Raw genomic sequence first — 26,299 nt, 5'->3', positions numbered from 1 at the left:
CGTCCGCCCCCTCAGCCGCGCCCCGGGACGGCGACGACGCGGAAGCCGATCCCCGCCCGGCTCAGCCGCTCGATCAGCGCGTCGCCCATCGCGACCGCCGTGGTGACCTGCCCCGAGGTCTCGGGCAGCTCGTCCAGAGCCAGGCACAGCGCCGACTCCGCCAGCATCTTCGCCGTCTCGCCGTACCCCGGATCGCCGCCGGAGACCTCGGTGATCACCCGCCGACCACCGCCCTCCCCGAAGAAGCGGACGGCGAACCAACTCTTCGCGCGCCGCTCCGGACTCGGGCCCTCGCCCGGCGCCAACCGGGCCGACAGCGCGCGGCGGGCGGCCGGCACCAGACCGAGAGCGAGGAACGCCCCGGCCACGGCGATGCCTCCCACGGCGACGGGCAGCCGACGGACGGCCGCGTAGTGGCGGTAGCGGAAGTCCGGTCCATAGCGCTCCAGGGCGGCGGCCGACCGGGCGACGACCTGCGGGTCGAGCGTGGGCAGCGGCACCGCCCACGCCCCGGCCTTGGCGCTGCGACGCGGCAGGTCCGACGGCGTGCTGATCCGACGCCCGGCCGGTCGGGGCTCGACGCGCCGCCGCTCCCGGGCCACGGCCCCCGTCTGCCGCTGCCGGGAGGCGACGGTCAGCACGGAGGCGAGCGTTCCGCCGGAGATGGTGCCGGACGCGCGGACGTAACCGTCGATCCGCAGCGGCACCCCCTCGGGCAGGTGCTCGACGGTGTACAGCACACCCAGGTCGTGCGGCACCGAGTCGAAGCCGCACGAGTGCACCAGCCGCGCACCGGTCTCCCGGGCCCGCTCGTGGTGGCGCAGGTACATCAGGTCCACGAACTCCGGCTCGCCGGCCAGGTCCACGTAGTCCGTCCCGGCCTCGGCGCAGGCGGCCACCAGCGGCTCACCGTGCCGGATGTACGGGCCGACGGTGGTGGCGACCACACGGGTGCTCTCGGCGACCGCGCGCAGCGAGGCGGGGTCGTCGGCGTCGGCGTGCACCAGCGGCAGATCGGCGCAGGACGGATCGGTTTCCGCCAGCCGCTCGCGCAGCCGCAGCAGCTTGTCGCGGTTGCGTCCGGCCAGCGCCCAGCGGCAACCGTCGGGGGCGTGGGCGGCCAGGTACTCGGCCGTCAGCCCGCCGGTGAAACCGGTCGCGCCGAACAGCACCACGTCGTACTCGCGGCCGTGTTCGCGGTCGTTGCGGGACACTCTGCGCCTCCTGGGAACGGAAGGGGGAGCGGGTCGAATCCCCGTGTCGGTACCCGACCCTACGGTGGGGGCATGGACGAGCGCGCGAGGAAACGGGAGGCGTCGGCGGTGCGCGAGCGGGTGCGGCGGTTCGCGCTGGGGCTGCCGGGCGCGTACGAGGACTTCCCCTGGAACGAGTGCGTGATCAAGGTCAACCGGAAGATCTTCGTCTTCCTCTTCCTCGGGCACCTCGTCGCCGGGCGGGGCGACTCCCCGCCCACCGTCACGGTGAAACTCGCCGATCCCCAGGCGCACGCCCACGCGCTGTCCGCCCCGGGTGCCATGCCGACGGGGTACGGGCTCGGCCGGGCGGGCTGGGTGACGGTCCCGCTGGGCGAGCCGGGCGCACCGGGCGCCGAGCCGCTGTGCGACTGGGTGGAGGAGAGCTACCGCACGATCGCCCCCAAACGGCTGGTCGCACAGCTCGACACCGAACGCACTCCGCCGCCTGGCACCTGAACGGCGGCGAGCGGCGGCGGGGCGGCGACGGTAGGGCGGGCGGGAGCGCGCGGCGGGGGTCAGCCGCCGATGGCGCAGGCGTCCCCGTTGAGAGTGAACCTCTCGGGCGGGGACGTGTCACCGGTGTGGCGGGCCACGAAGCCGACGGTGACACTGCCGCCCGGGGGGATCGTCTCGTTGTACGGGGCGTTGGACACCTCGACGGTGTCGGCCTCGGCGAAGGTGCCGTTCCAACCCGAGATGATGTCCTGGCCGGCGGGGAGGGCGAAGGAGAGCGTCCAGCCGGTGACCGGCTCGGCGCCGGTGTTGGTGATGGTGATGTCGGCGGTCAGGCCGGTGCCCCAGACGGTCGTCTCGTAGTCGACCCGGCAGGTGGGGACGGACTCCTCGGCCTCCTCGAAGACCACCCGGTGCAGCCCGCCGGGCAGGTCGTTGACGGCGTAGAGCTCGCCCTCCGGCGTGGTGCCGATCGCCGTCACCTGGGTGGCCGTCTTCCCGATCCGGGCGTGGAGATAGCCGCCGTCGCCGTCCTCACGGAGTGCCCACACGGTGGACGAGCAGTAGTCGGTGGCGATGTAGGTGCCTCCCACCAGGTCGGCGAACTCCTCGCCGCGGTAGACGTGTCCGCCGATGACCGCGCAGTTGCCGTCGACGCTCAGGGGGTAGGTGAAGACCGGCTCGGTGTACTCCGTGTCGGGCAGACAGTGCTCCTGCTCGAACACCTCCAGGCCCTCGTAGCAGGACCAGCCGAGGTTCGCCCCGCCCTGTCCGGGCGTGAGGTGGTTGATCTCCTCCCAGCGGCCTTGGCCGACGTCGCCGATCCACAGCGAGCCGTCCGCGCTGTCGAAGGAGAACCGCCAGGGGTTGCGCAGCCCGTACAGCCAGATTTCCTCACGGGCGCCCTCGACGCCGACGAACGGGTTGTCCTCCGGTACGCAGTACGGAAGATCCCCGCAGCTCCTGCCGACGTCGATGCGCAGGATCTTGCCCAGCAGGGTGTCCAGCCGCTGTCCGCTGCGGAAGGGGTCCCCGGACCCGCCGCCGTCGCCGATGCTCCAGTAGAGGTGGCCGTCGGGACCGAAGGCGAGCTGGCCGCCGTTGTGGTTGCTGTACTCGGCGTGCTCCTGGGACAGCAGCACGTCGAGTTCGCCGCCGTCGAGCCGGTAGCGGGCCAGGGTCACCGCGCCGTCCGGCAGCGCGGTGTACGCCAGGTACAGCTCCTGGCTGTCGACGAAGTCGGGCGGGAGGGCGATGCCGAGCAGCCCGCGCTCGTTGCCCGAGGCGTCCACCACCTCGCCGATGTCGAGCAGCGGGTCCGCCGCGAGGCCGGTGTCCGGATGGTAGACGCGGACGCGGCCGAGCTTCTCGGTGACGAACAGCCGCCCCGTCCCGTCGTCGGGCGCGACGAGGGCGGTGGGGCGGCGCAGCCCGGAGGCGACCTGGACGGTGGACGCGGTGACGTCCTCCAGGGGCACCGAGGCGGTGCCGGTCCGCCGCGCTCCGCCGTCCGCTGCCCCGTCCGCCGTGGCGGCGGGCTGTGGAGGCGGTGCGGGCGGAGCGGCGGACGCGGCCGGGGGAGCGGCCAGGGCCAGGGAGAGCGCGAGCAATAACGGACCGATCCAGCGGCGTCTCGACATGGGATCTCCAGGGTGTGGGGGTGTGGGGCAGACCGGAACCGGTGGAGTCGACGCGAACTCCACGTTCCGATGCGCCTGTTGGGACCGTACCGACTCCCCTCGGCCCCCACCAGGTTCCACCGCGACATCCGGCCTTCCGGACGGCGGGCGGAGATCAGGCCCCCGGCGCCAGGTCGGACGGCAGGAGCTGCTCGGTCAGCAGCCGCCGCACCCGCTCGTTCCGGTCGGGGGCGGCGAGCCAGCCGTCCAACAGCCGCCGGCCGTGGAAGTAGGCGAAGATGTACAGCGCCATGCCCGTCGCCTTCAGCGAACCGAGCGCCGCCGCCGTCTCGGCGCCGGACATCAGCGCCCAGCGGGACAGGTAGGCGGCGACCTCGCCGTCCGGTCGGCCCTCGGCGGCCAGCAGCGCGGCATTGGCCCACACCCCGAACAGCAGGTTCTGCACCCGGTGGATCGCGGCGAAGTCGCTGCCGTCCGGGGCCATGCCCTCCCCGGCCAGGACGTGATCGGTCAGCCACCGCTGGGCCTCGTCGCCGGGGAAGACGATCTCCTGCGCGTGCAGCCCGAGCCCCTCGCTGATCACGAAGGCGGGCGCCAGCATGAACCGCACCTGCTGGTCGAGGAATCCTCTCCCCTCCACCAGCGCGCGTTCCTTGAGCAGCGACTCGGCGATGTGGCCGGGGTGGCCCTCGTGCGCGACGACGTACAACAGATCGGCCAGGTTGAACGGCCGGCCGCCGCCGATGTAGAGCGTCGACCGCAGCCCGCCCTCGTAGTCCCCGGCACCCCGGAACAGCGCGTCGGGCACGATCCGGCAGCGCACCTCCTCGCCGTCCGGCAGGGGCACGATGGCGCTGGTCCGCCGCCGGGTCTCGGCGACGGCTCGGTCCACCAGAGGCGGCAGCCGCCGCTCCAACCGCTCCGGCGGCAGCGAGTGGGCCGCCTTCCACGCCGCCAGCCGCTCGGCCACCGAGCCGGTGCCGCGCGGCAGCGCGGCGTCCAGGCGAGCGTGTGCCTCCTCGAACAGCTCCTCCGGCAGCCACCCCACCGACACGTCCAGGCACTCGCGGGCGTGCTCCGGCAGCGGCAGCTCCTCCCCGGCCAGGCGCCGGGCGACCGCTCGCATGGCCCGCACCTGGGCGGTCAGGTAGCGGACGCGTTCGGGCGGGAGCGGGCCGCCGTCCAGCCCGTCCAGCAGCGCCTCGGCGTCCTCGGCCAGCCGCCCGGGCGGGACCGGCTCCTCGGCCTCGACCCGCTCGCTCCACTGACGCGGCCCCCGGTAGACGAGCACCGTCCCCGTGGCGGCCCCCGCCATGTGCCGGTTGACGCGCAGGGCGAGCAACGCGTACTCCCTCAACCACTCCTGTCGCGGCGTCATGGCCACCCGTGTCTCCCGTCTCGTCGTCGCGTACGGCTTCCTGTACGGCGTACGGACGGGAGGCGGAAGAGGTGCCCGCCCCGGACGCGTTCCGGGGCGGACGCTTACGCGTGCGGCGGGTTCAGCCCTGGGCCGCGTACGAGAGGAAGCGGCTCCAGGCGTCCGGCGCGATGGTGAGGTGCGGGCCTTCTTCGTCCTTGGAGTCACGGACACGGACGGTGTCGGGGCAGGAGGCCACCTCGACGCAGTCGCCGTCGCCACTGCTGCTGTAGCTGCTCTTGAACCAGGTCAGGTCGCTCATGCTCACTGTGCTCCTCGCATCCGCTGCAACAGGCTCACGGAATCTTCGAGGGGGAGAGCCTGTGAGCGCATCCTGGCATACCGCATCTGGAGAACGCTCAACTCCTTCGAGTCGCTTACGAAGAGGCCGCCACGTTGGGTCTCGTTGTACGCGAACCACCGATGATCGGCGGTCTCCAGCAGCTGCATCGGGCCCGCGAGCCCAGCATGGGCTCCCCTCGCCTGCGGCATCACTTGTACCTCGACGTTCCGCAGCTCCGCGGCCTCCAACACGTGGTCGATCAGCTCGCGCGTCACCTCCGGGCCGCCCGTCTGCCGCAGGAACAGGTGTTCCTCCAGGATGAAGCTGAACGCCGTGTTGGGGCGCTCCCGCAGCAACCGCTGCCTGTCCGCTCGCGCCATCCACTGGGCCTCGATCTGGTCGTCGCCCAAGGGCGGGAGCCGGTTCACGAACAACGTGCGCGCGTGCGCCTCCGTCTGCAACAGGCCCGGCACCAGTCGGCACTCGTAGGTGTAGAGGTTGATCGCCTCTTCCTCCAACTGGGCCCAGTGTTGGAACCACTTCGCCAACCCCGGCTTGCGCGACAGGTGACGGGCCGCGCCTCGGATCGCGCCGAACGCGTCCAGGACCTCCTCGGCGCGATCGACGAAGGCGTGCGGTGGGAAGCGGCGGCCCTGTTCGATGGAGGCGACCGTCTCCGGCGAGTACTGCACCTTCGGGGCCAGTGACTCCTGCGTCAAGCCGGCCCGTTTGCGGAGCGCCTTGACGACCTCGCCGAACGCCTTGAGGCCCTCCGACGTCTCCGGTTCGCCGACACCCGACCGCTGGGCCGGGGGCTGGGGCCGGGCTTGGTTCCCCACCCCGCCGCTTCCGGTGACCGTACCGTCCGTCATGTTCGTCATCCCTCCCGTACGCCGACCGCCGTACCCGGTCGGTCTCTCCATGCTCACGAGAGGTAACGAGCACTTCCCACCGCACGTACTCGTACGCTGACCCAGCGTAGGAGTTTCCGATCTGACGACCGGATCCAGGACCGACCTTCCACGGCCGACGGTGAGGATGTGCGCGAGCGTTCCCCGGTGGGGCCGACCCGGCAACCGACCGCCCCGGGGACCTCGACGGGATCTGTCAGCTCCGGCCGGGGGAACGCTCACGCACATCCGTCGCACCGGGGACATGACTCCACAAGCGGGGCCGTGCGGGGCCGTGCGCTTCGGAACGGTGTCAGTCGCCGGGCTGGAAGAGGCGGGTCTCGGTCTCGCGTTCGTAGGCCATCCCCGGGGGCATTCTGATGAGTTCGAGCTGCATTCCCCAGGGCGTGAGGAAGTAGACCCAACTGTCGCCCCTGGTCGATCCCGCGTCCAGCGGCTGCGGTTCCCCCAGTACTCTCACCCCGGGCCGGGCGCGCAGATATTCCACCGCCTCGGCCATGTCCTCGACGTAGATGGCCAGGTGGTGGCCGCCCCAGTCACTGTTGCGGGGCAGGTGCCTTCTCTGGTCGGGGGCGGAGTACTCGAACAGTTCGCAGTTGGTCACCGGACCGAGCCTGAGCATCGCCAGGTGCAGCGTCGCGTCCGGGTGGACGCCGAGCTGTCGTCGCATCCAGTCGCTGTCCGGAAACGCCACAGGTCCGAGGCGGTAGGCGAGTTCCGCTCCGAGCACGTCGACGAAGAAGTCGACCGCCTGGTCCAGATCCGGAACGGTGTACGCGACGTGGTGCACTCCTCGTGCGCTGGGAATTCCTCGTGAACGGCCGTGCACGGTTCCTCCGGTCTTCCTCCGGTTCTTCTTCCGGTCTTCTTCCGGGCGCGCCGGTCCTTGCCGGGGCGGGCGAACGGTCATCGTCCGACGACGGCTTCCGCGGTGTGCCGGAACCTGTCGCCCCACAGTCGGGTGGCGGACGGGGAGGGCGCGTCGATCTCCTCGTCCAGGGTCTGCCCCGTGGCGAGCCGGATGCTCACATCGAGGATGTGGAGCGAATACTCCGCGCTCAGCAGTGGCCGGTCCCCCTCCAGCACGGCCCTGGCCAGGTCGGCGACGCCGGCGGCCACCGTCAGGTCGTGCGCGTCGTCGTCGTACCGGTGCTCCAGCGGCGGAAGGACGAAGGGGAGTTGCTCGGGCTCGGCCAGGTACCCGGTGTCCCTGCCGCGTGTTCGCACCCGGCGCCGCAGCGTCACGGGGCTCGACGCCTGCCAGACGTCCTCGACGGACAGCACGCCCTCGTCGCCGACGACGAGCAGGGATTTGTCGGCGGGAGCCACCCAGCCGAGCGTGAGACGGCACACGGTGCCGTCGGCGAAGCGCAGGCAGCCGAGGGAGAAGTCGGGTGCGGCGTCGTCGACGATGCCCGCCCAGTGGTTCGAGAAGGGCGTGACGGCCTGGCTCGACATGCGGACGACGGGGCCGAACATCGCCGTCAGCCAGGTGAGTTGGTAGCCGGCGTGCTCCAGTACGCAGCCGTTGCGCACCTCGTCCTCGTACGGCCAGGGCACCCCGCGCCTGCTCCGCCAGTCCCGGTAGGCCATGAAGGCGAGCGGCCCCATGTCGAGCGAGGCGTACGCCAGCCGTGGTGTGCCGATGAGCCCGTCGTGGACGGCGCGGACGAGGGTCTGCGCCGACCGGCTGAAGACCGTGGCCGGAGCGCTGGACAGCAGAAGCCCCCGCTCCTCGGCGAGCGCGGCCAGTTCCTCCGCTTCCGTCATTTTCGTGGTCAGTGGTTTCTCGCAGTACACATGCTTGCCGGCGAGTAAGGCCGCCTTGTTCACCGAGTAGTGCTCGGCGACCGGGGTGAGGTTCACCACGATGTCGACGGTTGGGTCGGACTACACCTCTTCCATGCTGTGGAAGACTCTTCCGCCGTACTCGGCGGTAAAGCTTTCCGCCCTTTCCCTCCTGGGATCGTAGGCCCCCAGAAGTCTCACCGCGGGGTGGTTTTTCAGGGTGGGTCCGTAGAAATCCGCAGCGTAGCCGCAGCCGAGGAAAGCGACACCGGCCTGCCTGCGGTCCGTGATGGCAGTGGACATGCGTCCTCCGTGGCTTCTGTTGCCCGGTTCGATATGGGATCGGTTCACGCTGACGATGCGCGGGGCAGAAATTAGCAGGCGTCGGAGAGGACCACCAAGGACCGAAAAGTTTTCGGCTGGTTCCGTTCCCTCGTCGGATAAGCCGGTCGGCCGGTTTCCCCTCCGTTCACGGAAAAGGCCTTGCGCGGACAAGAAACGGTGTGTTCAATGACGCCGGCCGTCCATGCGGAGGGCCTGCCTCGCGGTCGCCGGGCAGGCCCGGGAAAGAAAGGAACCAATTGTGACAGCGCATTCCAAGGCCGGGGCGACCTTACGCACCCCGGCCGCGGTGGCCGTGGTCGTGGCGCTGGCGGTGGCGTTGTTCTCCCTGAGCACGGTGGAGACCCTGCCGGTCGGTCTGCTCCCGGTCATCGCGGCCGATCTGGACGTCTCCAGATCGGCGGTGGGCCTGCTGGTGACCGGTTACGGGGTGGTCGTGGCCGTCGCCTCGGTCCCCCTGACCCACCTGGCCCGCCGAGCGCCGCGCCGCGCCCTGCTCATCGGGCTGCTGGTCCTGTTCGTCCTGGCGAACCTGGTCTCCGCCGCGGCCCCGGGCTACTGGGTGCTGCTCGCCGCGCGGATCACGGTCGCGCTGACCCACGCGGTGTTCTGGTCGATCGTCGCCGCCACCGCCGCCGGGCTGTTCCCTCCCGAGGTGCGGGGCCGGGTGGTCGCCGGGCTGTTCTCCGGGCTCTCCCTGGCCGGTGTGGTGGGCGTCCCGGCGGGCACCTGGCTGGGCCAGCAGTTCGGTTGGCGGGTTCCTTTCGTGGTGATGAGCGCCTTCGGGTTCCTCGCCCTGGTCACGGTCACCGCCCTGCTGCCGTCCACGGCCCTGGGGGGCGGTCACGCATCGGTCGGGGCCGAGCCGAGCGCGCGCCGGTTCGCCGTCCTGATGGTGACCACCGCTCTGGTGATCTGCGGGGTGTTCACCGGATACACCTACATCACCGCCTTCCTCACCGACGTGACCGGCTTCTCGCAGGGAGCCGTCGCCCCACTGCTGCTGGCGTCGGGCATCGCGGGCATCGCGGGCACCTATGTGGCCGGCGCCTTCGTGGACCGCCACCCCCGACACACCATGGTGCTGGCCGTGGGGCTGCTGACGGCGACGATGCTGGGGCTGTACCTGTTCGGCGGCGCGCGTCCCGCCGCGGTCTGCCTGGTCGCCCTGCTCGGGTTCTCCATGGCGTCGATGACCACTTCGCTGCAGAGCAGAATCCTCCAAGTGGCGCCCGGCAGCACCGAGATCGCCTCGGCCGTCGGCTCGGCGGTCTTCAACGTCGGCATCGCCGGCGGTTCCCTCCTCGGCGGCCTGCTGCTGCCCACCGCTCTCGGTGTGGAAGGCGCGGTGCTCGTCGGCGGTGTCCTCGCCGTCGGTGCGCTGGCGGTCCTGCTCGGCGAGCCCTGGGTGGCGCGCCGCGAGAAGCCGCGGGCCGACCGTCGGCCGTCGCCGGTGTCCGCGGCGTAGGGCACGGTCCGCGCCACGTCGGCCCACTTCGGACACCGGGGAAGACGCGGGGAGGACCGGAGCACGCGTCCTCCCCGCGGAGCACCGGTCGGACGTGTGAGCTCCGGCGACGGCCTTGTCCGAGTCATTCCGAATCAGTCCCGGGCCGATCCTCGCAGGGCCTTCCAGGTGTGCGGTCCGACGATGCCGTCCACGACCGGGTCGGCCCGTTTCCGCGAACGCTCCACCGCGTGCTGTGTCAGCGGGCCGTGGATTCCGTCGACCTCGCCCGGATCGATGCCCGCCCTGTGGAGCAGGCACCGCACCTCGGCCACCTCCGGCCCCGCGTGGCCCTCCGCCACGAGAAGGCGTCCGGAGTGCGGCCGTTGCCCGTGTACCAGTGGCCGTCGACCCGCTCCACACGGCAGGTGTACGCGGTCGCCGACCACGACGTCGACGGGTCGGCGAGACGAGAGAGGACGCCGTCGCCTCGTCGTCGCCGTCCGTGAGCCACGAGAGCGGGAAGGCCGCCAAGGAGGCGGCCAACACCAGGGCCACCACCCCCGCCACAAGCGCGACGCGCGGTGAACGTTCCCGTGATCGCGTCTCGCGGGAGCCGGGCGGCGGGTCCTCCGGTTCCGCGGCGAGCGTTCCGGGGCGACCGGCTGTGAGGCGCCGTCGTGTGACGTGGGTCGCCCGTCTCCTTCATCGACCGGCTCGGTGCCGGGTCCAGCGGACAGCCGACACGGAAAAGTGACGGATGTTCACCTTTCGGCAACCTATTGACTAGGGACATCCCTGTACCTACGCTCACGGTTGTTCATGGTTGTCCACAGACAAAGCGTGGTGCGTCGATGAAGATCGCAGTTGTCGGGAGTTACGGGGCCGGCCTCACCATGCGGGTACCGAAGGCTCCCGCGGCGGGGGAGACCGTCTCGGGCGGAGCGTTCGACCCCGGCCCCGGCGGCAAGGGGAGCAACCAGGCCATCGGCGCCGCCCGGCTGGGCGCGGAGGTCTCCCTGCTGACCGCGGTGGGCGACGACGACTTCGGCCGGTCCGCACGCGAACTGTGGCGGCGCGAGGGAGTCGGCGCCGACCACGTGCTGACGGCCCAGGCCCCCACGATGGTCGGCTTCATCCTGGTCGAACCGTCCGGGGAGAACCGCATCGCCATCGCCCCGGGCGCCCTGGACGAACTGGACGCCGCCGCCGTCGAACCGTTCCGCGCGGAGATCGCCTCGGCCGACGTCCTGGTCGTCTCGATGGAGATCCCCGAGGAAGCCGTCGTGGCCGCGCTGCGCGCGGGCCGCGAGTCGGGCACGACGACCCTGCTCAACCCCGCGCCCGCCCGGCCGCTGCCCGAGGACGCCTGGCCGCTCATCGACGTGATCACACCGAACCAGACCGAGGCCCCCGTACTCCTGGGACTCGGAGACGGGCACGGGCTCGGGGACGAGGACCTCGTCCGGGCCCTGCGGGAACGCACCGGAGGCGCCGTCCTGCTGACCCGAGGCGGCGAAGGGGCCCTGATCGCACGGGAGTCCGGCGTGACGGCGATACCGCCGCACCCGGCCGGAACCGTCGTCGACACCACGGGCGCGGGCGACTCCTTCACCGCGGCCCTCGCCGTCGCCCTCGCCGAGGGACGCGACCTCGACCAGGCGGCGAGGTTCGCCGCCGCGGCGGGCGCCCACACCGTCACGATCGCCGGCGTCGTCCCCGCCCTGCCCACCAGAGACCAGTTGAACGCCTGGATTGGAAACGCTCCATGACCTCGATCACCGCACCGGCGCGGGAGTCCTCCCTCCCGTTCCGCAGACTGCTCCACGCCCGTGAGTCCGGCGTCTTCGCCGCCCTCGTCCTGCTCTTCCTGCTGGGCGTCGTCCTCTCGCCGAGCTTCGCCCAGTCCGACAACCTGCTCTCGGTCGGCCAGCAGATCGCGCAGATCGGCATCATGGCCGTCGGTGTGACCTTCGTGATCGTCAACGGCGAGATCGACCTGTCGGTGGGCTCCACCTACGCGCTGTCGGCGATCTCGACCGGCATGCTGATCTCGGACGGCTGGAGCTGGTCCCTGGCGATGTTCGTCGGGCTCGCCGTGGGGGCGCTGGCCGGGCTGCTCAACGGGCTGGCCGTCGTGGCGCTCGGCGTGCCGTCGTTCATCGTCACCCTCGGCACGCTCAGCGTCTTCCGCGGCGTCGCCCTGCTCATCTCCGACGGCGCCCCGATCTCCCTCAGCTCCTCCCAGCCCGGAGTCGCGGAGTTCAACCTCCTCGGCCAGGGACGGCTGTTCGGCCTGATACCGATGCAGTTCGTCTTCTTCGTCGTCGTCGCCGCGATCGGCGTGGTGCTGCTGTCCCGCTCGCGCCTCGGCTTCAACACCTACGCCGTCGGCGGCAACCAGGAGGCCGCCCGGCTGGTCGGCGTCAACGTCAAGCGGGTCAAGCTGACCGCGTTCGTCCTCTCCGGCTTCACCGCCGGCCTCGCCGGTGTGCTCGGCCTGTCCTTCCTCTCCTACGTGCAGGGCGTCACCGGCCAGGGGCTGGAACTCACCGTGATCTCCGCCGTCATCATCGGCGGTGCGGCCCTGTTCGGCGGCTCCGGCACCATGTGGGGCACCGTCATCGGCGTCGCCTTCATCGGCCTGCTCCAGAACATCCTCAACATCAAGGGGATCTCCTCCTTCTGGCAGACCGTCGTCACCGGCCTGGTGATCGTCGCCGCCGTCGCGGCCGACACCTGGCAGCGCAAGCGCAAGACCCGGGCCTGAGCCACCCGCTCCCCACCCTCTCCCACGGGAGCGAACGACCGAGCCGACCCGCGGCACGCCCCTTCCGCGGGTCTTCCCCCAGCCACCGGACCACGACGAAGGAACACCGATGTCCCCTCGCACCATCCTCAGAAGCCTCGTCGCCGCGACGGCCGCCGCCGCCACCCTCAGCCTCAGCGCGTGCGGCGCCATCACCCCCGCCGACTCCGGCGGTTCCGCCGACGGCTCCTTCGAACTCGCCCCCCACATCCAGCAGCGCATCGACGACGGCAAGCCGATGCGGATCAAGCTCAGCTACCACGACCCGTCCCTGGCCTTCGCCACGCCGATCGGCGCGGGCATGGAGAAGGCGGGCAAGGAACTCGGCGCCGAGGTCGCCCTCATCGGCCCCACCGGCGGCGACGCGGCCCAGCAGGTCTCCGAGATACAGACGCTGATCCAGCAGAAGGCCGTGGACGGCCTCGCCGTCTCCTCCGCCTCCAGCGACGCGTTGAAGCCGGTCATCAGCCAGGCCCACGACGCGGGCATCCCCATCATCTCCTTCAACACCGACAACCCCGACTCGAAGCAGATGGGCTTCGTCGGCCAGGACCTCAAGGGCTCGGGCAAGGCCCAGGCCGAGCGGCTGCTCGAGGAGCTGGGCGAGACGAACAAGGGCAAGGTCGTCGTCTTCTCCGTGGACACCGGAGCCGGTTGGTCGCACGACCGGTTCGGCGGCTTCAAGGAGGGGCTGGACGGCAGCGGCCTGGAGATCGTCGGACCGGTGAACGTCGGCAACGAGCCCAACGCCGCCTACAACACCGTCGAGTCCACCATGTCCGGCCAGTCCGGCGTCGTGGCCGTCGCCGGCCTCGACTGCTGCTCGACGACCGCCGCCGCCAAGTGGGTGGCGCAGTCCGGCAAGGCGGACGACATCGCCATGGGCGGCTTCGACCTCCTCACCCAGACCGCCGAGTACATCGACCGCGGAGTCCTGAACTTCACGATCAGCCAGAACCCGACCGAGCAGGGCTACCAGGCCGTCAAGGTGCTGCACGACTTCCTCACCGAGGGCACCGAGATCAAGGGCCTGGACACCGGGTCGCAGTTCATCACCCGCGACAACCTCGACGAAGCGACCGTGGAGGACTGATGGCCGCCACCCCCCGCGACACCCTCCGCGCCACTCCCCGCGACACCCCCCGCGGCACCGTCCCGGCCATCAGCGTCCGTGGCCTGTCCCGCAACTTCGGTCCGGTGCGCGCCCTGACCGACGTCTCCTTCGACGTCCCCGCGGGCGAGGTCACCGCACTGCTCGGGGAGAACGGCGCCGGCAAGTCGACCCTGCTCAAGATCCTGGCCGGCCTCCAGCCGCCCAGCGCCGGCAGCGTCACCGTGTTCGGCGAGGAGGTCGCCTCCTTCGACCCGAGCACGGTGCTCGGCCGGCACGGCGTCGCGATCGTCCCCCAGGAACTGTCGCTCCTGCCCGACCGCAGCGTCGCGGAGAACGTCCTCAGCGGCGTCGAGCCGGGGAACCGCTGGTTCCCCTCCCGGCGCCGGATGCTGGAGCGCACCACCGAACTCCTCGCCGAGCTGGACCTCCGGTTGGACCCGACCGCCCCCGTGCGGTCGCTGGACCTCGCCACCCAGCAGCTCATCGTGGTGGCCCGCTCCGTCGCCCGGGGCTGCCGCGTCCTGATCCTGGACGAACCGACGGCGATGCTCACCCCGGCCGAGGCCGAGCGGCTGTTCGCCCTGATGGCGAAGCTCAAGGCGGACGGGACGACCATGCTCTACGTCTCGCACCGCATGCCCGAGGTCTTCCGGCTGGCCGACCGCATCGAGGTGCTGCGGGACGGCGCCCACGTCGCCTCCTGGAAGAGCACGGAGACCACCCCCGACCAGGCGGTCGCCGCCATGGTCGGCCGCGAGCTGGGACAGCTCGCCCGCCGCGCGGAGCGCCGCGCGCACCCCACCGGGGAACCGGCCCTGCGCGTGCGGGAGTTGAGCGGACGGCGGCACTCCGGCGTCTCCTTCGAGCTGCGCCCCGGCGAGATCCTGGGCGTGGCCGGACTCCCGGACTCCGGCCGTGTGGAGATGCTGCACAACATCTTCGGCGGCGACCGGGGGACCGGCGGCACGGTGGAGCTGCTGGGCAGGCCCTACGAGCGGCGCGACCCCATCGCCAGCGTCGAGCGCCGGCTGGCGTTCGTCCCCGGCGAGCGCCGCGCCCAGGGCCTGCTGACCACCATGAGCGTCGGCGAGAACGTCGGCGCGCTGATGACGAAGCCGCTCAGCCGCCTCGGCCTCGTCCGCCGTCGGGCCTTCGACCGGCGGGCCGCCGAACAGGCGAAGCGGCTGAGGGTGAAGACCGCCACCATGACCCAGCCCATCACCAGCCTCTCCGGCGGCAACCAGCAGAAGGCCGTGCTCGGCCGCTGGCTGGCGATCGATCCCGGGGTGCTGATCCTCGACGAGCCCACGCGCGGCGTGGACGTCGGGGCGAAGGCCGAGATCTACGAGCAACTGTTCGAGCTGGCGGAGAAGGGCCTGGCGATCCTGTGCTCCTCCTCCGACCTGCCCGAACTGCTCACCCTGACCGACCGGATCGCGGTGATGAGCGAAGGCCGCCTGGTCGACGTCGTCGAGACCGCGGAGGCGACCGAGGAATCGATCATGACCCTGGCCACCGGGGCCGCGTCGGCCGCCTGACGCCCGCCCCGGCACCCGCTCGGGGCCGATCCCGCACTCTTCCCACCTCCTTCTCCATGGAAAGGAACCCACCATGAAGCGCTCCGGCATCCTGAACGCCGAACTGAGCGGGGCCCTGGCCACGCTCGGCCACACCGACCTGCTGCTGGTCGTGGACGCGGGCTTCCCCATCCCCCGTGACGCGCACCGCGTCGACCTCGCCCTCGCCGAGAACCTGCCGGACCTGCGGACCGTGCTCGGCCTGATCGCCGACGAACTGGTCGTCGAGGGCGTGGTGCGCGCCGAGGACGTCCCCTCCAACAACCCGCGGCTCGACGAGTGGCTGCGCGACCGCTTCGCCGACGCCGAGTTCACCACGCGCCCGCACGCCGACGTGCTGGGCGAACTGGCCCGACAGGCCAAGGTCATCGTGCGCACCGGCGCCTTCGAGCCCTGGGGCAACGTCGGCCTGTACTGCGGCGTCGACGTCCCCCGGTGGTTCGGGGGAGAGGGCGTCGTCGCCCCGGACTACTACGCGTCCAAGCTCTGACCCTCGTGCGGCGGGCCGACCGCCGCGCCATCCGTCCAACGCCTCCACCACAGGGAGACCCTCACATGTCCGACACCACCGCCACCACCGCCGAGCCGACACTCGGTCCGGCCGAACTGGCACCCTACATCCAGCACACCAAGATCGAGTCGGACGCGACCCGCGACGACATGATCGCCCACGCCCGGGAGGCCGTCACCCACGGCTTCAACGCCGCGATGGTCCCCGCCTCCTGGGTGTCCGTGGTGGCCGCCGAGCTGAGCGGCACCGGGATCGAGGTGGCCTCGGCCCTGGACTTCCCGACCGTCGGCGTCATGACCAGCGCGGGCAAGGCGGCCGAGGCCGCCGAGATAGCCCGGCGGGGTGCGACCCAGCTCGACATGGGCGTGCAGATCGGCTGGCTCAAGAGCGGGATGTACGACGAGTTCCGGGAGGACATCGCCGGCGTCGTGCGGGCCTCGGGCCTGCCCGTCAAGGTCATGCTGGAGCTGCCGCTGCTCACCGACAGCGAGAAGGAGGCCGCCGTCGAACTGGCCATGGAGGCCGGCGCGGCCTTCCTGAAGAACGCCAGCAGCGGGCAGATCGAGACCGCGAATCCGACGAGTGTTCGCTACCTTGTCGACCGGGCACGGGACGGCGTTCGGGTGAAGGCCTCCGGGTCCATCAAGAACTACCGTCAGGCCCTGGAACTCCTGCGCGCCGGAGCCTCGTTGCTCGGCACCAGCGCGGGGGTGGCGATCGTCACCGACACCGCCGACGATTCGACCACCAGCTACTGACGACCGCGGCTCCGCCCGCTCCGCCCCGCGTGGGCGGGGCGGGCGGAGCGCCCACACCCAGGGAACCGGAGAGGAGACGCGTGACCGTGACAGCCGACGAGGGAGGGCTTCCGGACATCAAACGCAACGTCCCCACCGCGATCCACGCCCAGATCTCGGAACACATCCGGTTGCGCATCGCGAGCGGCGAGTGGCCCGCGCACTACCGCCTCAAGAGCGAGCCCGAACTGGCCCAGGAGTTCGGCGTCAGCCGCGGCACCGTACGGCGGGCCCTGGCGACCCTCATCGAGGAGGGACTGCTGCGGCAGGTGCGGGGGCGCGGCACGTTCGTCACCTCCACGGTGATCGAGCCGGCCATCGCCCAGAAGCTCAGCACCCTCTCCGAGGACTTCGCCAGCCAGGGCATCGTCACCTCCACGCAAGTGCGCGAGAGCTCCCTGATCACCCCGCCCCGGCCCGTCGCCGCCCTGCTGGACGTGGACCCCGGCACGCAGGTGCTGCGTCTGGTGCGCGTGCGCAGCACCGAGGAAGGGCCGGTTGCCCTGCTGTTCAACTTCGTGCGGACCGACCTCGCGCCCGGCATCGAGCGGATGGACTTCACCGCCTCCAGCCTCTTCGGCGTCCTGGAGGGCACCTACGGCCTGAAGATCGCCACGGCCCGCCGCACCTTCAGCGCGGAGGCCGCCTCCCGAGAGGTCGCGGACTCCCTGGCGCTGGCGGAGGGCGCCCCCGTGCAGTACCTCCAGCAGGTCACCTACCTCGCCGACGACCGACCGGTGGAGTACTCGGACGTGTGGATCCACAGCGGCCGGCTGCGCGTCACCTCGCTCCTGCTGCGCAGGTGAGGACGGCCGCGGGCCCGTGACGCCCCGCACGGGCCCGCGGGGTTGTGGAAAGAGGAACGCGTTCTTAGCATCCCTGGTGTTACATCATTGGTGTCATACGGTCGTGACGGAGCGGCCGGGACGGCTGGGGGTCCACATGACGGCGGCGGAGAGCGGGCCCGGCCCGCTCGCCGGAGTGCGGGTGGTGGAGCTGGCGGGCATCGGCCCCGGCCCGTTCGCCGCCATGCTCCTGGGCGACCTCGGCGCCGACGTCGTCCGCGTCGACCGGCCCGGCGGACAGGCGCTGGGCATCGACCCGACGAAGGACGTCACGGGCCGCAACAAGCGCTCGGTGCTGGTCGACCTCAAGTCCGAGGACGGCCCCGCCACCGTCCTGGACCTCGCCGAACGCGCCGACGTGCTGATCGAGGGCTACCGCCCCGGCGTCGCCGAACGCCTCGGAGTCGGCCCGAAGGAGTGCCTGGCCCGCAACCCGAGGCTGGTCTACGGACGGATGACGGGCTGGGGCCAGGACGGTCCCCTCGCGCGCAGCGCCGGACACGACATCGGCTACACCGCGATCACCGGCGCGCTCGGCATGATCGGCCCGGCCGGAGGGCCGCCCTCGATCCCCGCCAACCTCCTCGGCGACTACGCGGGCGGATCGCTCTACCTGGTCGTCGGCGTCCTCGCCGCGCTCCACCACGCCCGCGCCGAGGGCGGGCGCGGCCAGGTCGTCGACGCCGCGGTCGTGGACGGCACCGGCCACCTGACGGCGATGATCCACGGCATGCTGGCCGCCGGCGCCTGGCAGGACCGGCGCGGCGCCAACCTGCTGGACGGCGGCCACCCCTGCTACGGCGTCTACGAGACCGCCGACGGCGGCTGGATGGCCGTCGGCGCGCTGGAACGCCCCTTCCACGAAGAATTCGTCCGACTGCTCGGCCTGGAGGGGGACGTGCCCGACCGCGACGACCCCGCCCGCTGGGGCGAACTGCGCGAGACCATCGCCGCCCGCTTCCGCACCCGCACCCGCACGGAGTGGACGGAGGTCTTCGACGGCTCCGACGCCTGCGTGGCCCCCGTGCTCTCCCTGCGCGAGGCCCCCGCCCACCCGCACCTGGCCGCCCGCGGCACCTACGTCGACCACGCGGGGATCACCCAGCCCGCCCCCGCCCCCCGTTTCTCCGCCACCCCCGGCGCGCTGCGCCGCCCGCCCGCCGTCCCCGGCGCGGACGCCGCCGAGGTGGCCCGCGACTGGGACCTGCCGTCCCTCACCCCCGCGACCGCCCCCGAGGAGGGCTCACGTTGAAGCGTCGCATCTTCACCGAGGACCACGAGGCCTTCCGCGAGGCGGTCGGGGCCTTCCTGACCAAGGAGGTGCTGCCGCACTACGAGAGGTGGGAACGCGAGGGCGTCGTGGACCGCTCCGCCTGGCTCGCCGCCGGACGGCAGGGACTGCTGGGCATGGCCGTCCCCGAGGAGTACGGAGGCGGTGGGCAGGACGACTTCCGCTACGGCGTCGTGCTCGCCGAGGAGTTCACCAAGGCGGGCGCGCCCGGCCTGGCGATCGGCCTCCACAACGACGTCATCGGCCCGTACCTGACCTCCCTGGGCACCGAGGAGCAGAAGAGGCGCTGGCTGCCCGGCTTCTGCTCCGGCGAGACGATCACCGCCATCGCCATGACCGAACCCGGCGCCGGCTCCGACCTCCAGGGCATCCGCACCGTCGCCGAGGACCGCGGCGACCACTGGCTGCTCAACGGCTCCAAGACCTTCATCTCCAACGGCATCCTCGCCGACCTGGTGATCGTGGTCGCCAGGACGACCCGCCAGGGCGGCGCGAAGGGGCTCAGCCTGCTGGTCGTCGAGCGCGGCACGGAGGGCTTCGAACGCGGCCGCAACCTCGACAAGATCGGCCAGAAGTCCCAGGACACCGCCGAACTGTTCTTCCGCGACGCGCACGTGCCCAAGGAGAACCTGCTGGGCGAGCTCCACGGCGCCTTCGGCCACCTGATGGCCAACCTCGTCCAGGAGCGGCTGACCATCGCGGTGTCCGCCGTCGCCGGGGCCGAACACCTGCTTCGGATCACCCGCGAGTACGTCACCGGGCGCGAGGCGTTCGGCCGCTCCCTGGCCCGCTTCCAGCACATCCGCTTCGAGGTCGCCGAGATGGCCACCGAGTGCGCGGTCACCCGCGCCTTCGTCGACCGCTGCGTCGAGGACCACCTCCGCGGGGAGTTGGACGCCGTCCACGCCTCGATGGCCAAGTGGTGGGCGACCGAACTGCACAAGCGCGTCGCCGACCGATGCCTCCAACTCCACGGCGGGTACGGCTACATGACCGAGTACCCCGTCGCCAGAGCGTTCACCGACGGACGCATCCAGACCATCTACGGCGGCACGACCGAGATCATGAAGGAGATCATCGGCCGCGCGCTGCTGCCCTGACCCGTGCCCCGACCCGTGCCCTGAATCGCCTCGCCGAAAGCTCCCGAAAGGCCCTTGAGACCGTGACAACCGACGCGTACCTCTACGACGCCATCCGCACTCCGCGCGGGCGCGGCAAGGCAACCGGCGCCCTGCACGGCACCAAGCCGATCGACCTCGTCGTCGGCCTGATCCACGAGATGCGCCGCCGCTTCCCCGACCTGGACCCGGCCGCCATCGACGACATCGTGCTCGGCGTCGTCACCCCCGTCGGCGACCAGGGCTCGGACATCGCCCGGATCGCCGCCATCGCCGCCGGACTGCCCGACACGGTGGCCGGCGTCCAGGAGAACCGGTTCTGCGCCTCGGGCCTGGAGGCGGTCAACCTGGCCGCCGCCAAGGTCCGCTCCGGCTGGGAGGACCTGATCCTGGCCGGTGGCGTGGAGTCGATGTCGCGGGTGCCGATGGGCTCCGACGGCGGCGCCTGGGCCATGGACCCCATGACCAGCTTCGAGAGCGGCTTCGTCCCCCAGGGCATCGGCGCCGACCTCATCGCCACCATCGAGGGCTTCAGCCGCCGCGACGTGGACGAGTACGCCGCCCTGTCGCAGGAGCGCGCCGCGACGGCGTGGAAGGAGGGCCGCTTCGACCGCTCGGTGGTGCCCGTCACCGACCGCAACGGCCTGGTCGTCCTCGACCGCGACGAGCACATGCGCCCCGGCACCACCGCCGACTCGCTCGCCGCCCTCAAGCCCTCCTTCGCCACCATCGGCGAGGCGGGCGGCTTCGACGCGGTGGCGCTGCAGAAGTACCACTGGGTGGAGCGGATCGACCACGTCCACCACGCGGGCAACTCCTCCGGCATCGTGGACGGCGCGGCGCTGGTGGCCATCGGCAGCCGCGAGGTGGGGGAGCGGTACGGGCTGACGCCGCGCGCCCGGATCGTCTCCGCGGCCGTCTCCGGCTCCGAGCCGACCATCATGCTCACCGGCCCCGCCCCGGCCTCCCGCAAGGCGCTGGCCAAGGCGGGCCTGACGATCGACGACATCGACCTGGTGGAGATCAACGAGGCGTTCGCGGCCGTCGTCCTGCGCTTCGTGAAGGACATGGGACTGTCCCTGGACAAGGTCAACGTCAACGGCGGCGCCATCGCCATGGGCCACCCGCTGGGCGCCACCGGCGCGATGATCCTGGGCACCCTCGTCGACGAACTCGAACGCCGCGAGAAGCGCTACGGCCTGGCCACCCTCTGCGTCGGCGGCGGCATGGGCATCGCCACCGTCGTCGAGCGGCTCTGACCCGTCCCGGCGGCACCGCGCGCCCACCCTCGAACGTCCCGACGCAGCAGCCCTCAACGAGAGATCGAGAACCCACCATGGCAGCCCCCTCCACCATCCGCTGGGAGCAGGACGACACCGGCGTCGTCACCCTCACCCTGGACGACCCGAACCAGTCCGCCAACACCATGAACGCCGCGTTCGCCGCCTCGCTCGCGGCCACCGCCGACCGACTGGAGGCGGAGCGGGAGAGCGTCCGCGGCGTCATCGTCACCTCCGCCAAGAAGACGTTCTTCGCCGGCGGCGACCTCAACGACCTGCTCGCCGTGCGGCCCGAACAGGCCCAGGAGCTCTTCGAGCGCGGCATGGCCATCAAACACGACCTGCGCCGCATCGAGACCCTCGGCAAGCCCGTCGTCGCCGCGATCAACGGCGCCGCCCTCGGCGGCGGCCTGGAGATCGCGCTGGCCTGCCACCACCGGATCGCCCTCGACGCCAAGGGGTCGAGGATCGGCCTGCCCGAGGCCACCTTGGGCCTGCTGCCCGGCAGCGGCGGCGTGGTGCGCACCGTGCGGCTGCTGGGCATCACCGACGCCCTGCTGAACGTGCTGCTCCAGGGCCGGCAGTACCGCCCCCGCGCGGCACGGGAGAAGGGCCTGGTCCACGAGGTCGTGGACACCCCCGAGGAGATGCTCGCGCGGGCGAGGGCGTTCATCGACGCCCACCCCGATTCCGTCCAGCCCTGGGACGTCAAGGGCTACAAGATCCCCGGCGGCACCCCCGCCCACCCGAAGTTCGCCGCCAACCTCCCGGCCTTCCCCGCCAACCTCGCCAAGCAGCTCGGCGGCGCCCCCTACCCGGCCCAGCGCAACATCCTGGCCGCGGCCGTCGAGGGCGCCCAGGTCGACTTCGAAACCGCCCAGGCCATCGAGTCCCGCTACTTCACCGAGCTGGCGACCGGGCAGACCGCCAAGAACATGATCCAGGCGTTCTTCTTCGACCTCCAGGCGGTCAACTCCGGCCGCAGCCGCCCCCGGGGCCACGAACCCCGGAAGGTGACGAAGGTCGCGGTGCTGGGCGCGGGCATGATGGGCGCCGGCATCGCCTACGCCTGCGCGAAGGCCGGCATCGAGGTCGTCCTCAAGGACGTGAGCGTGGCGGCCGCCGAGAAGGGCAAGGCGTACTCGGCCGGCCTCCTCGACAAGGCGCTCGCCAAGGGCCGCACCACGCCGGAGCAGCGCGACGCGCTGCTGGCGCGCATCACCCCCACCGCCGACCCGTCCGCCCTGGCCGGATGCGACGCGGTGATCGAGGCGGTCTTCGAGGACACCGCCCTCAAGCACAAGGTCTTCGCCGAGATCCAGGACATCGTCGCGCCCGACGCGCTGCTGTGCTCCAACACCTCCACCATCCCCATCACCACGCTGGCCGAGGGCGCGGACCGGCAGCGGGACTTCATCGGGCTGCACTTCTTCTCGCCGGTCGACAAGATGCCGCTGGTGGAGATCATCCGCGGCGAGCGGACCGGGGACGAGGCGGTCGCCCGCGCCTTCGACCTGGTGCGGCAGATCAACAAGACCCCGATCGTGGTGGGCGACTCCCGCGGCTTCTTCACCTCCCGGGTGATCGGGCGGTTCATCAACGAGGGCGTGGCGATGGTCGCCGAGGGCGTGGAGCCGGCCTCGGTGGAGCAGGCCGCCGCCCAGGCCGGCTACCCGGCCAAGGTGCTGTCCCTGACGGACGAGTTGACCCTCACCCTGATCCGGAGAATCCGCGAGGAGGCCCGGCAGGCCACGGAGGCGGCGGGCGGCACCTGGCAGCCGCACCCGGCCGACACCGTCATCGACCGGATGGTCGAGGAGTTCGGCCGCACCGGCCGCGCCGGCGGCGCGGGCTTCTACGACTACGACGCCGACGGCAGGCGCGCGGGCCTGTGGCCGGGACTGCGGGAGCACTTCACCCGCTCCGGCGCCGAGACCCCGCTGACGGACATGAAGGAGCGGATGCTCTTCTCCGAGGCCCTCGACAGCGTCCGCTGCCTCCAGGAAGGCGTCCTGACCTCGGTGGCGGACGCCAACATCGGCTCCATCCTGGGCATCGGCTTCCCCGGCTGGACCGGCGGCGTCCTCCAGTACGTCAACGGCTACCCCGGCGGCCTGCCCGGTTTCGTCGCGCGCGCCCGTGAGCTCCAGGCCCGCTACGGCGACCGGTTCGCGCCGCCGGAGCTGCTGCTGGAGAAGGCGGAGAAGGGCGAGACCTTCACCGACACCCCCGCCGGCGAGTGACCCCGCCGGGTCCGTCCGGTTCCGGGAGGGAGCGGACGGACCCGGCCCCGTCGGGCTCAGCCCTCGTCGGGGAAGGAGGCCCGCAGCTCCTCGCGCATCGACCGCTGGAAGGCGGTCACCAGCGCCTGCACCACCATGGGCTGCATGTGGGCCGACAACTCCCGCATGGTCTCCACCTGCTCCGGGTCGTCCTCCTGCCGCCGGTAGGGGTCCCAGACCTCCTCCTTGAACAGCCGGCTCAGCTCGCGGGCCGCCTGACGGCTGTGGTCGAGGACGACCGCACGCGCGGCGAGGAGCGTCTCGAGCGTGACGGGCACCTCCAGCAGCCGCACCCCCAGGTGGAGGATGACGGGGTCGACCCGGAAGACGTCCGGATCGTCGGTCCGGGTGAGGACGTTCATCGCCTCCAGCCGGTCGACGTCGTCCTCCGTCAACTCCCGTCCCGCCCGCCGCTCCAACGCCCCGCGGGTGGTCTCCTCCTCGACGTCCGGCGCCCAGGAGGCCACCAGGGCGCGGTGGAGGGCGAGGTCCTCCGGGCTGAGGTCGGGGGGAAGCTGTCGCAGGTAGCGCTCGATGGCCGCCAGGGTCATCCCCTGGTGCTGCAACTCCTCGATCAGCGCGAGCCGGGACAGGTGCTCGGGCCCGTACCGCCCCACGCGCCGGGGACCGATCTCCGGCGGCGGCAGCAGCCCCCGCGTGGAGTAGAAGCGGATCGTGCGGACGGTCACGCCGGCGCGCGCCGCCAGCTCGTCGACGGTCAGGGAGCCGGCCGGGTCCTTCATGTCGGACAGTATCGCTGTCTCACCAACGGTGTGAAACCGTGCGGTCGCACCCGGACCCGGACTCGGGGGATCAGGGACGGACGGCGGTGATCCAGTGCGCCACGGGCCGCACCCGGCCCCGGGCGAGGTCCGTGAAGCCGGCCGCGGAGATCATCTCCGAGTGCCGCTCGGCGTGGCCGCGGAAGTCGGCCACCATCAGCCGCCCGCCGGGGCGCAGCACCCGGAACATCTCGGCGAACGCCCGCTCGCGTCCGTCCTCCCGGACGTGGTGGACGGCGAAGCTGGTGACGACGGCGTCGAACGAGCCGTCCGGGACGTCGATCTCCTGGGCCGTGCCCACGGCGAACTCGCTGTTCTCGCCGCGCCGCCTCGCGCGGTCACGGGCGTACCCGACCATCCGGGACGACGGGTCGATCCCCAGCACGCCGCCGCCGGGGGCGACGGTCGCGGCGACCGCGCGGGTCAGCGCGCCCGTACCGCAGCCGATGTCCAGGACGCGGTCGCCGGGCCGGGTCCCGGCCCGCTCGGCGAGCCGCGCGAACATCCGGCGACGTACTCCGGGGAGGGCGAGCGAGCTGAACAGCTCGTAACGCCGGGGGTGGTCGATGACGATGCCGGGGCCGTTCCCCTTGGCGCCGTCCGCGGTCTCGGTCATGGTGATCCCCCAAAGAAACTTAGTGACGACTAAGAACACCGTCGAGCTTAGTCGCCACTAAGTTGCTGGGCAAGGCGGCGACGTCGGTGGGTGGCCGGTGGGTAGCATGGGCCGATGCCCCAGCAGGAACCGACTGCCGCCGCCACGTGCCGTGTCCGGCTGAGCGCGGCCGACCGCAGGACGTCGATCCTGGACGCCGCCACCGAGGTCTTCGCCGAAGCCGGTTACCGCCGCGGCCGGGCGGCCGAGATCGCCGCCCGCATCGGGGTGAGCGAACCGGTGGTCTTCCAGAACTTCGGCTCCAAGGCGGCGCTGTACGCGGCCGTGCTCGACCGGGCCGCGGAGCAGGTCGGCGCGACCATGCGCGAGGAGCTGGCGACCTGCTGCCACGGCTCGGCGGCCGTCTTCCTGGAGCACGTCACGACCCCCGGCCACGTCGACCGGATGCACGAGCGCGGCACTCTGGGCGCCCTGCTGGCCGACGCCGCCGCTCTCACCGACGAACCCCGCATCGCCGAGGCGTATCGGCGCGGCACCCGGCGCATCGCCGAGGAGCTGACGGCGGTCCTGGCCCAGGGGCAGCGCGCCGGGGAGATCACATCGGAGATCGACCCGGCCGCCGGCGCCTGGTGGCTGCTGTCGTTGCTCGCCTCGCACCGCTTCCGCCGCACCGCCGTCCCCGAGGAGATCCGGGCGGAGACGGAGGACCGGCTCGCGGAGATGACCCATCGCCTGCTCGTGGTGCCCGCAAATCCCCCGAATCCCTGATCGCGCCCGCCCGGCGCGTTCGTCCGCATAGGCTTTCGCCGGACCCCTGACGGGCCGTCGGCCCCGTTCCCCGATCCGACGAGGAGACACCATGACGGGTACGGCATCCCCGGGCAGCGACGCACGCCCCCGGATCGACACGACCATTCCGCACTCGGCCCGGATGTGGGACTACTGGCTGGGCGGCAAGAACCACTACGAGGTCGACCGGGCAGCCGGTGACCAGGTGCGCCGCATCCACCCCGGCATCCTCGACTACGCCCGAGCCGACCGGGCGTTCCTGGGCCGCGCGGTGACCCACCTGACCCGCGAGGTGGGCATCCGGCAGTTCCTGGACATCGGCACCGGCCTGCCGACCTCCGACAACACCCACGAGGTCGCCCAGCGCATCGCCCCCGAGGCGAGGATCGTCTACGCCGACAACGACCCCATCGTGCTGGCCCACGCCCGCGCCCTGCTCACCTCCACCCCCGAAGGCGCCACCGACTACCTCGACGCCGACCTCCACGACCCCGACGCCATCTTGCGCGACGCGGCCCGGACGCTCGACTTCACCGAACCGATCGCGGTCATGCTGCTGGGCATCGTGATGTTCGTCCAGGACACCGAGCGGGCCCGCGCCATCGTGAAGCGGCTCATGGACGCGGTGCCCCCCGGCAGCCACCTGGTGCTGTCGCACACCATCACCGCTCCGGGACTGGCGGACGTGGACGCCGCGGTGGAGTACTGGAACAGCGTCGGCACGCCGAAGCTCCACCAGCGCACCCCCGAGGAGGTCGCGCGGTTCTTCGACGGCCTGGACCTGCTGGAGCCGGGCGTGGTGTCGTGCTCGCGGTGGCGCCCGGAGCCCTCCCCGACGGGCGAGGAAGCCGACGAGCCCGACGAGCCCGACGAGGTGGCCTTCTACTGCGGCGTGGGCCGCAAGCCGTAGAGGTCACCCCGTCCGGGAGGCCCACCCCGGCTCGGACGGTG

At 71.9% G+C, this 26,299-nt stretch carries 25 protein-coding genes and 1 pseudogene; 15 read left to right on the top strand and 11 right to left on the bottom strand.

Translation table 11 applies throughout. The features are described 5' to 3' along the window. Positions 1–11: 11 nt before the first annotated feature. The gene (locus IF47_RS0108980; protein ID WP_031507892.1) at positions 12–1,214 is read right to left on the bottom strand and encodes a saccharopine dehydrogenase family protein; all 1,203 of its coding nucleotides are present in this window, start codon (positions 1,212–1,214) and stop codon (positions 12–14) included. A gap of 72 nt (positions 1,215–1,286) precedes the next feature. Here IF47_RS0108980 and IF47_RS0108975 point away from each other — a divergent pair, with 72 nt between their 5' ends. After that, positions 1,287–1,712 (top strand): MmcQ/YjbR family DNA-binding protein, encoded by a 426-nt coding sequence (locus IF47_RS0108975; protein ID WP_031507891.1) that lies wholly within the window; start codon positions 1,287–1,289, stop codon positions 1,710–1,712. 59 nt (positions 1,713–1,771) lie between these two features. On the opposite strand, the gene IF47_RS0108970 is transcribed toward IF47_RS0108975, so the two are convergent. From IF47_RS0108970 to IF47_RS32110, 7 genes and pseudogenes are all read right to left on the bottom strand, one after another. Then, positions 1,772–3,349 carry a PQQ-dependent sugar dehydrogenase gene (locus tag IF47_RS0108970; protein WP_031507890.1) on the bottom strand — a complete coding sequence of 526 codons (1,578 nt, stop codon included), beginning with the start codon at positions 3,347–3,349 and terminating at the stop codon, positions 1,772–1,774. A gap of 154 nt (positions 3,350–3,503) precedes the next feature. Next, a complete protein-coding gene (locus IF47_RS0108965; protein WP_031507889.1) occupies positions 3,504–4,727 on the bottom strand; it encodes a hypothetical protein in 1,224 nt (407 codons plus the stop codon). Between the two features lie 121 nt (positions 4,728–4,848). Next, positions 4,849–5,028 (bottom strand): DUF397 domain-containing protein, encoded by a 180-nt coding sequence (locus tag IF47_RS0108960; protein WP_211257177.1) that lies wholly within the window; start codon positions 5,026–5,028, stop codon positions 4,849–4,851. Positions 5,029–5,030: 2 nt separating this feature from the next. After that, on the bottom strand, positions 5,031–5,930 hold the full coding sequence (locus IF47_RS0108955) for a helix-turn-helix domain-containing protein (RefSeq protein WP_031507887.1): 900 nt from the start codon (positions 5,928–5,930) through the stop codon (positions 5,031–5,033). A gap of 322 nt (positions 5,931–6,252) precedes the next feature. Next, complete coding sequence (locus IF47_RS0108950) at positions 6,253–6,750, bottom strand: VOC family protein (RefSeq protein ID WP_245641057.1); 498 nt, start codon at positions 6,748–6,750, stop codon at positions 6,253–6,255. 116 nt (positions 6,751–6,866) lie between these two features. Further along, entirely contained in the window at positions 6,867–7,679 is an 813-nt protein-coding gene (locus IF47_RS31035) for a Gfo/Idh/MocA family protein (RefSeq protein WP_425423565.1), read from the bottom strand. Positions 7,680–7,685: 6 nt separating this feature from the next. Then, positions 7,686–8,051 (bottom strand): annotated as a pseudogene (locus IF47_RS32110) (Gfo/Idh/MocA family protein); the annotation flags it as partial. A gap of 280 nt (positions 8,052–8,331) precedes the next feature. Between IF47_RS32110 and IF47_RS0108940 the strand changes: the two are divergent. Continuing rightward, positions 8,332–9,558 (top strand): MFS transporter, encoded by a 1,227-nt coding sequence (locus IF47_RS0108940; RefSeq protein WP_245641056.1) that lies wholly within the window; start codon positions 8,332–8,334, stop codon positions 9,556–9,558. A 134-nt stretch (positions 9,559–9,692) separates the two neighbouring features. Here IF47_RS0108940 and IF47_RS30600 read toward each other — a convergent pair whose 3' ends face one another. Beyond that, a complete protein-coding gene (locus tag IF47_RS30600; RefSeq protein WP_051717282.1) occupies positions 9,693–9,899 on the bottom strand; it encodes a peptidoglycan-binding domain-containing protein in 207 nt (68 codons plus the stop codon). 492 nt (positions 9,900–10,391) lie between these two features. Here IF47_RS30600 and IF47_RS0108930 point away from each other — a divergent pair, with 492 nt between their 5' ends. The 11 genes from IF47_RS0108930 (at position 10,392) to IF47_RS0108880 (ending at position 23,122) form a co-directional block, all read left to right on the top strand. Then, positions 10,392–11,309, top strand: a complete 918-nt coding sequence (locus tag IF47_RS0108930; RefSeq protein WP_031507882.1) for a ribokinase — start codon at positions 10,392–10,394, stop codon at positions 11,307–11,309. Beyond that, positions 11,306–12,307, top strand: coding sequence for an ABC transporter permease (locus IF47_RS0108925; protein WP_031507881.1), 1,002 nt, complete (start codon positions 11,306–11,308; stop codon positions 12,305–12,307). Before IF47_RS0108930 ends, IF47_RS0108925 begins: the two co-directional genes overlap by 4 nt. A gap of 109 nt (positions 12,308–12,416) precedes the next feature. Continuing rightward, positions 12,417–13,439 carry a sugar ABC transporter substrate-binding protein gene (locus IF47_RS0108920; RefSeq protein WP_031507880.1) on the top strand — a complete coding sequence of 341 codons (1,023 nt, stop codon included), beginning with the start codon at positions 12,417–12,419 and terminating at the stop codon, positions 13,437–13,439. After that, a complete protein-coding gene (locus IF47_RS0108915; protein ID WP_051717279.1) occupies positions 13,439–14,998 on the top strand; it encodes a sugar ABC transporter ATP-binding protein in 1,560 nt (519 codons plus the stop codon). Before IF47_RS0108920 ends, IF47_RS0108915 begins: the two co-directional genes overlap by 1 nt. A gap of 73 nt (positions 14,999–15,071) precedes the next feature. Continuing rightward, entirely contained in the window at positions 15,072–15,527 is a 456-nt protein-coding gene (rbsD, locus tag IF47_RS0108910; protein ID WP_031507878.1) for a D-ribose pyranase, read from the top strand. 65 nt (positions 15,528–15,592) lie between these two features. Continuing rightward, the gene (gene deoC / locus IF47_RS0108905) at positions 15,593–16,306 is read left to right on the top strand and encodes a deoxyribose-phosphate aldolase (protein ID WP_031507877.1); all 714 of its coding nucleotides are present in this window, start codon (positions 15,593–15,595) and stop codon (positions 16,304–16,306) included. A gap of 86 nt (positions 16,307–16,392) precedes the next feature. Continuing rightward, complete coding sequence (locus tag IF47_RS0108900) at positions 16,393–17,151, top strand: UTRA domain-containing protein (RefSeq protein ID WP_031507875.1); 759 nt, start codon at positions 16,393–16,395, stop codon at positions 17,149–17,151. Between the two features lie 136 nt (positions 17,152–17,287). Further along, entirely contained in the window at positions 17,288–18,442 is a 1,155-nt protein-coding gene (locus IF47_RS0108895; RefSeq protein WP_031507874.1) for a CaiB/BaiF CoA transferase family protein, read from the top strand. Beyond that, positions 18,439–19,581 carry an acyl-CoA dehydrogenase family protein gene (locus tag IF47_RS0108890; protein ID WP_031507872.1) on the top strand — a complete coding sequence of 381 codons (1,143 nt, stop codon included), beginning with the start codon at positions 18,439–18,441 and terminating at the stop codon, positions 19,579–19,581. The genes IF47_RS0108895 and IF47_RS0108890 overlap by 4 nt, the downstream gene beginning before the upstream one ends. Positions 19,582–19,643: 62 nt before the next feature. Continuing rightward, complete coding sequence (locus IF47_RS0108885; RefSeq protein WP_031507871.1) at positions 19,644–20,858, top strand: acetyl-CoA C-acetyltransferase; 1,215 nt, start codon at positions 19,644–19,646, stop codon at positions 20,856–20,858. Positions 20,859–20,935: 77 nt separating this feature from the next. After that, positions 20,936–23,122, top strand: a complete 2,187-nt coding sequence (locus tag IF47_RS0108880; protein ID WP_031507870.1) for a 3-hydroxyacyl-CoA dehydrogenase NAD-binding domain-containing protein — start codon at positions 20,936–20,938, stop codon at positions 23,120–23,122. Between the two features lie 56 nt (positions 23,123–23,178). On the opposite strand, the gene IF47_RS0108875 is transcribed toward IF47_RS0108880, so the two are convergent. Together IF47_RS0108875 and IF47_RS0108870 are read right to left on the bottom strand one after the other, a co-directional pair. Beyond that, positions 23,179–23,904: a MerR family transcriptional regulator gene (locus IF47_RS0108875; protein WP_031507868.1), complete on the bottom strand. Its 726-nt coding sequence runs from the start codon at positions 23,902–23,904 to the stop codon at positions 23,179–23,181. Positions 23,905–23,974: 70 nt separating this feature from the next. Beyond that, the gene (locus IF47_RS0108870) at positions 23,975–24,559 is read right to left on the bottom strand and encodes a class I SAM-dependent methyltransferase (RefSeq protein WP_031507866.1); all 585 of its coding nucleotides are present in this window, start codon (positions 24,557–24,559) and stop codon (positions 23,975–23,977) included. A gap of 114 nt (positions 24,560–24,673) precedes the next feature. On the opposite strand from IF47_RS0108870, the gene IF47_RS28630 reads away from it, so the two are divergent. Further along, positions 24,674–25,327: a TetR/AcrR family transcriptional regulator gene (locus tag IF47_RS28630; RefSeq protein ID WP_051717277.1), complete on the top strand. Its 654-nt coding sequence runs from the start codon at positions 24,674–24,676 to the stop codon at positions 25,325–25,327. A gap of 91 nt (positions 25,328–25,418) precedes the next feature. Continuing rightward, on the top strand, positions 25,419–26,258 hold the full coding sequence (locus IF47_RS0108860; RefSeq protein WP_031507863.1) for an SAM-dependent methyltransferase: 840 nt from the start codon (positions 25,419–25,421) through the stop codon (positions 26,256–26,258). The last annotated feature ends 41 nt before the right edge of the window (positions 26,259–26,299 follow it).

The organism is Streptomyces megasporus (assembly GCF_000718985.1).
Classification (GTDB): domain Bacteria; phylum Actinomycetota; class Actinomycetes; order Streptomycetales; family Streptomycetaceae; genus Streptomyces; species Streptomyces megasporus.
This window is presented reverse-complemented; position numbering and strand designations above follow the sequence as displayed.

Excerpts from the sequence above, each read along its gene's own strand:
- IF47_RS28630 (WP_051717277.1), top strand. The coding sequence starts at position 24,674 with ATGCCCCAGCAGGAACCGACTGCCGCCGCCACGTGCCGTGTCCGGCTG.
- IF47_RS0108895 (WP_031507874.1), top strand. The coding sequence starts at position 17,288 with ATGACGGCGGCGGAGAGCGGGCCCGGCCCGCTCGCCGGAGTGCGGGTG.
- IF47_RS0108880 (WP_031507870.1), top strand. The coding sequence starts at position 20,936 with ATGGCAGCCCCCTCCACCATCCGCTGGGAGCAGGACGACACCGGCGTC.
- IF47_RS0108965 (WP_031507889.1), bottom strand. The coding sequence starts at position 4,727 with ATGACGCCGCGACAGGAGTGGTTGAGGGAGTACGCGTTGCTCGCCCTG.
- IF47_RS0108920 (WP_031507880.1), top strand. The coding sequence starts at position 12,417 with ATGTCCCCTCGCACCATCCTCAGAAGCCTCGTCGCCGCGACGGCCGCC.
- IF47_RS0108970 (WP_031507890.1), bottom strand. The coding sequence starts at position 3,349 with ATGTCGAGACGCCGCTGGATCGGTCCGTTATTGCTCGCGCTCTCCCTG.
- IF47_RS0108875 (WP_031507868.1), bottom strand. The coding sequence starts at position 23,904 with ATGAAGGACCCGGCCGGCTCCCTGACCGTCGACGAGCTGGCGGCGCGC.
- IF47_RS0108975 (WP_031507891.1), top strand. The coding sequence starts at position 1,287 with ATGGACGAGCGCGCGAGGAAACGGGAGGCGTCGGCGGTGCGCGAGCGG.
- deoC (WP_031507877.1), top strand. The coding sequence starts at position 15,593 with ATGTCCGACACCACCGCCACCACCGCCGAGCCGACACTCGGTCCGGCC.
- IF47_RS0108915 (WP_051717279.1), top strand. The coding sequence starts at position 13,439 with ATGGCCGCCACCCCCCGCGACACCCTCCGCGCCACTCCCCGCGACACC.
- IF47_RS0108930 (WP_031507882.1), top strand. The coding sequence starts at position 10,392 with ATGAAGATCGCAGTTGTCGGGAGTTACGGGGCCGGCCTCACCATGCGG.
- IF47_RS0108870 (WP_031507866.1), bottom strand. The coding sequence starts at position 24,559 with ATGACCGAGACCGCGGACGGCGCCAAGGGGAACGGCCCCGGCATCGTC.
- IF47_RS0108960 (WP_211257177.1), bottom strand. The coding sequence starts at position 5,028 with ATGAGCGACCTGACCTGGTTCAAGAGCAGCTACAGCAGCAGTGGCGAC.
- IF47_RS0108955 (WP_031507887.1), bottom strand. The coding sequence starts at position 5,930 with ATGACGAACATGACGGACGGTACGGTCACCGGAAGCGGCGGGGTGGGG.
- rbsD (WP_031507878.1), top strand. The coding sequence starts at position 15,072 with ATGAAGCGCTCCGGCATCCTGAACGCCGAACTGAGCGGGGCCCTGGCC.
- IF47_RS0108925 (WP_031507881.1), top strand. The coding sequence starts at position 11,306 with ATGACCTCGATCACCGCACCGGCGCGGGAGTCCTCCCTCCCGTTCCGC.
- IF47_RS0108860 (WP_031507863.1), top strand. The coding sequence starts at position 25,419 with ATGACGGGTACGGCATCCCCGGGCAGCGACGCACGCCCCCGGATCGAC.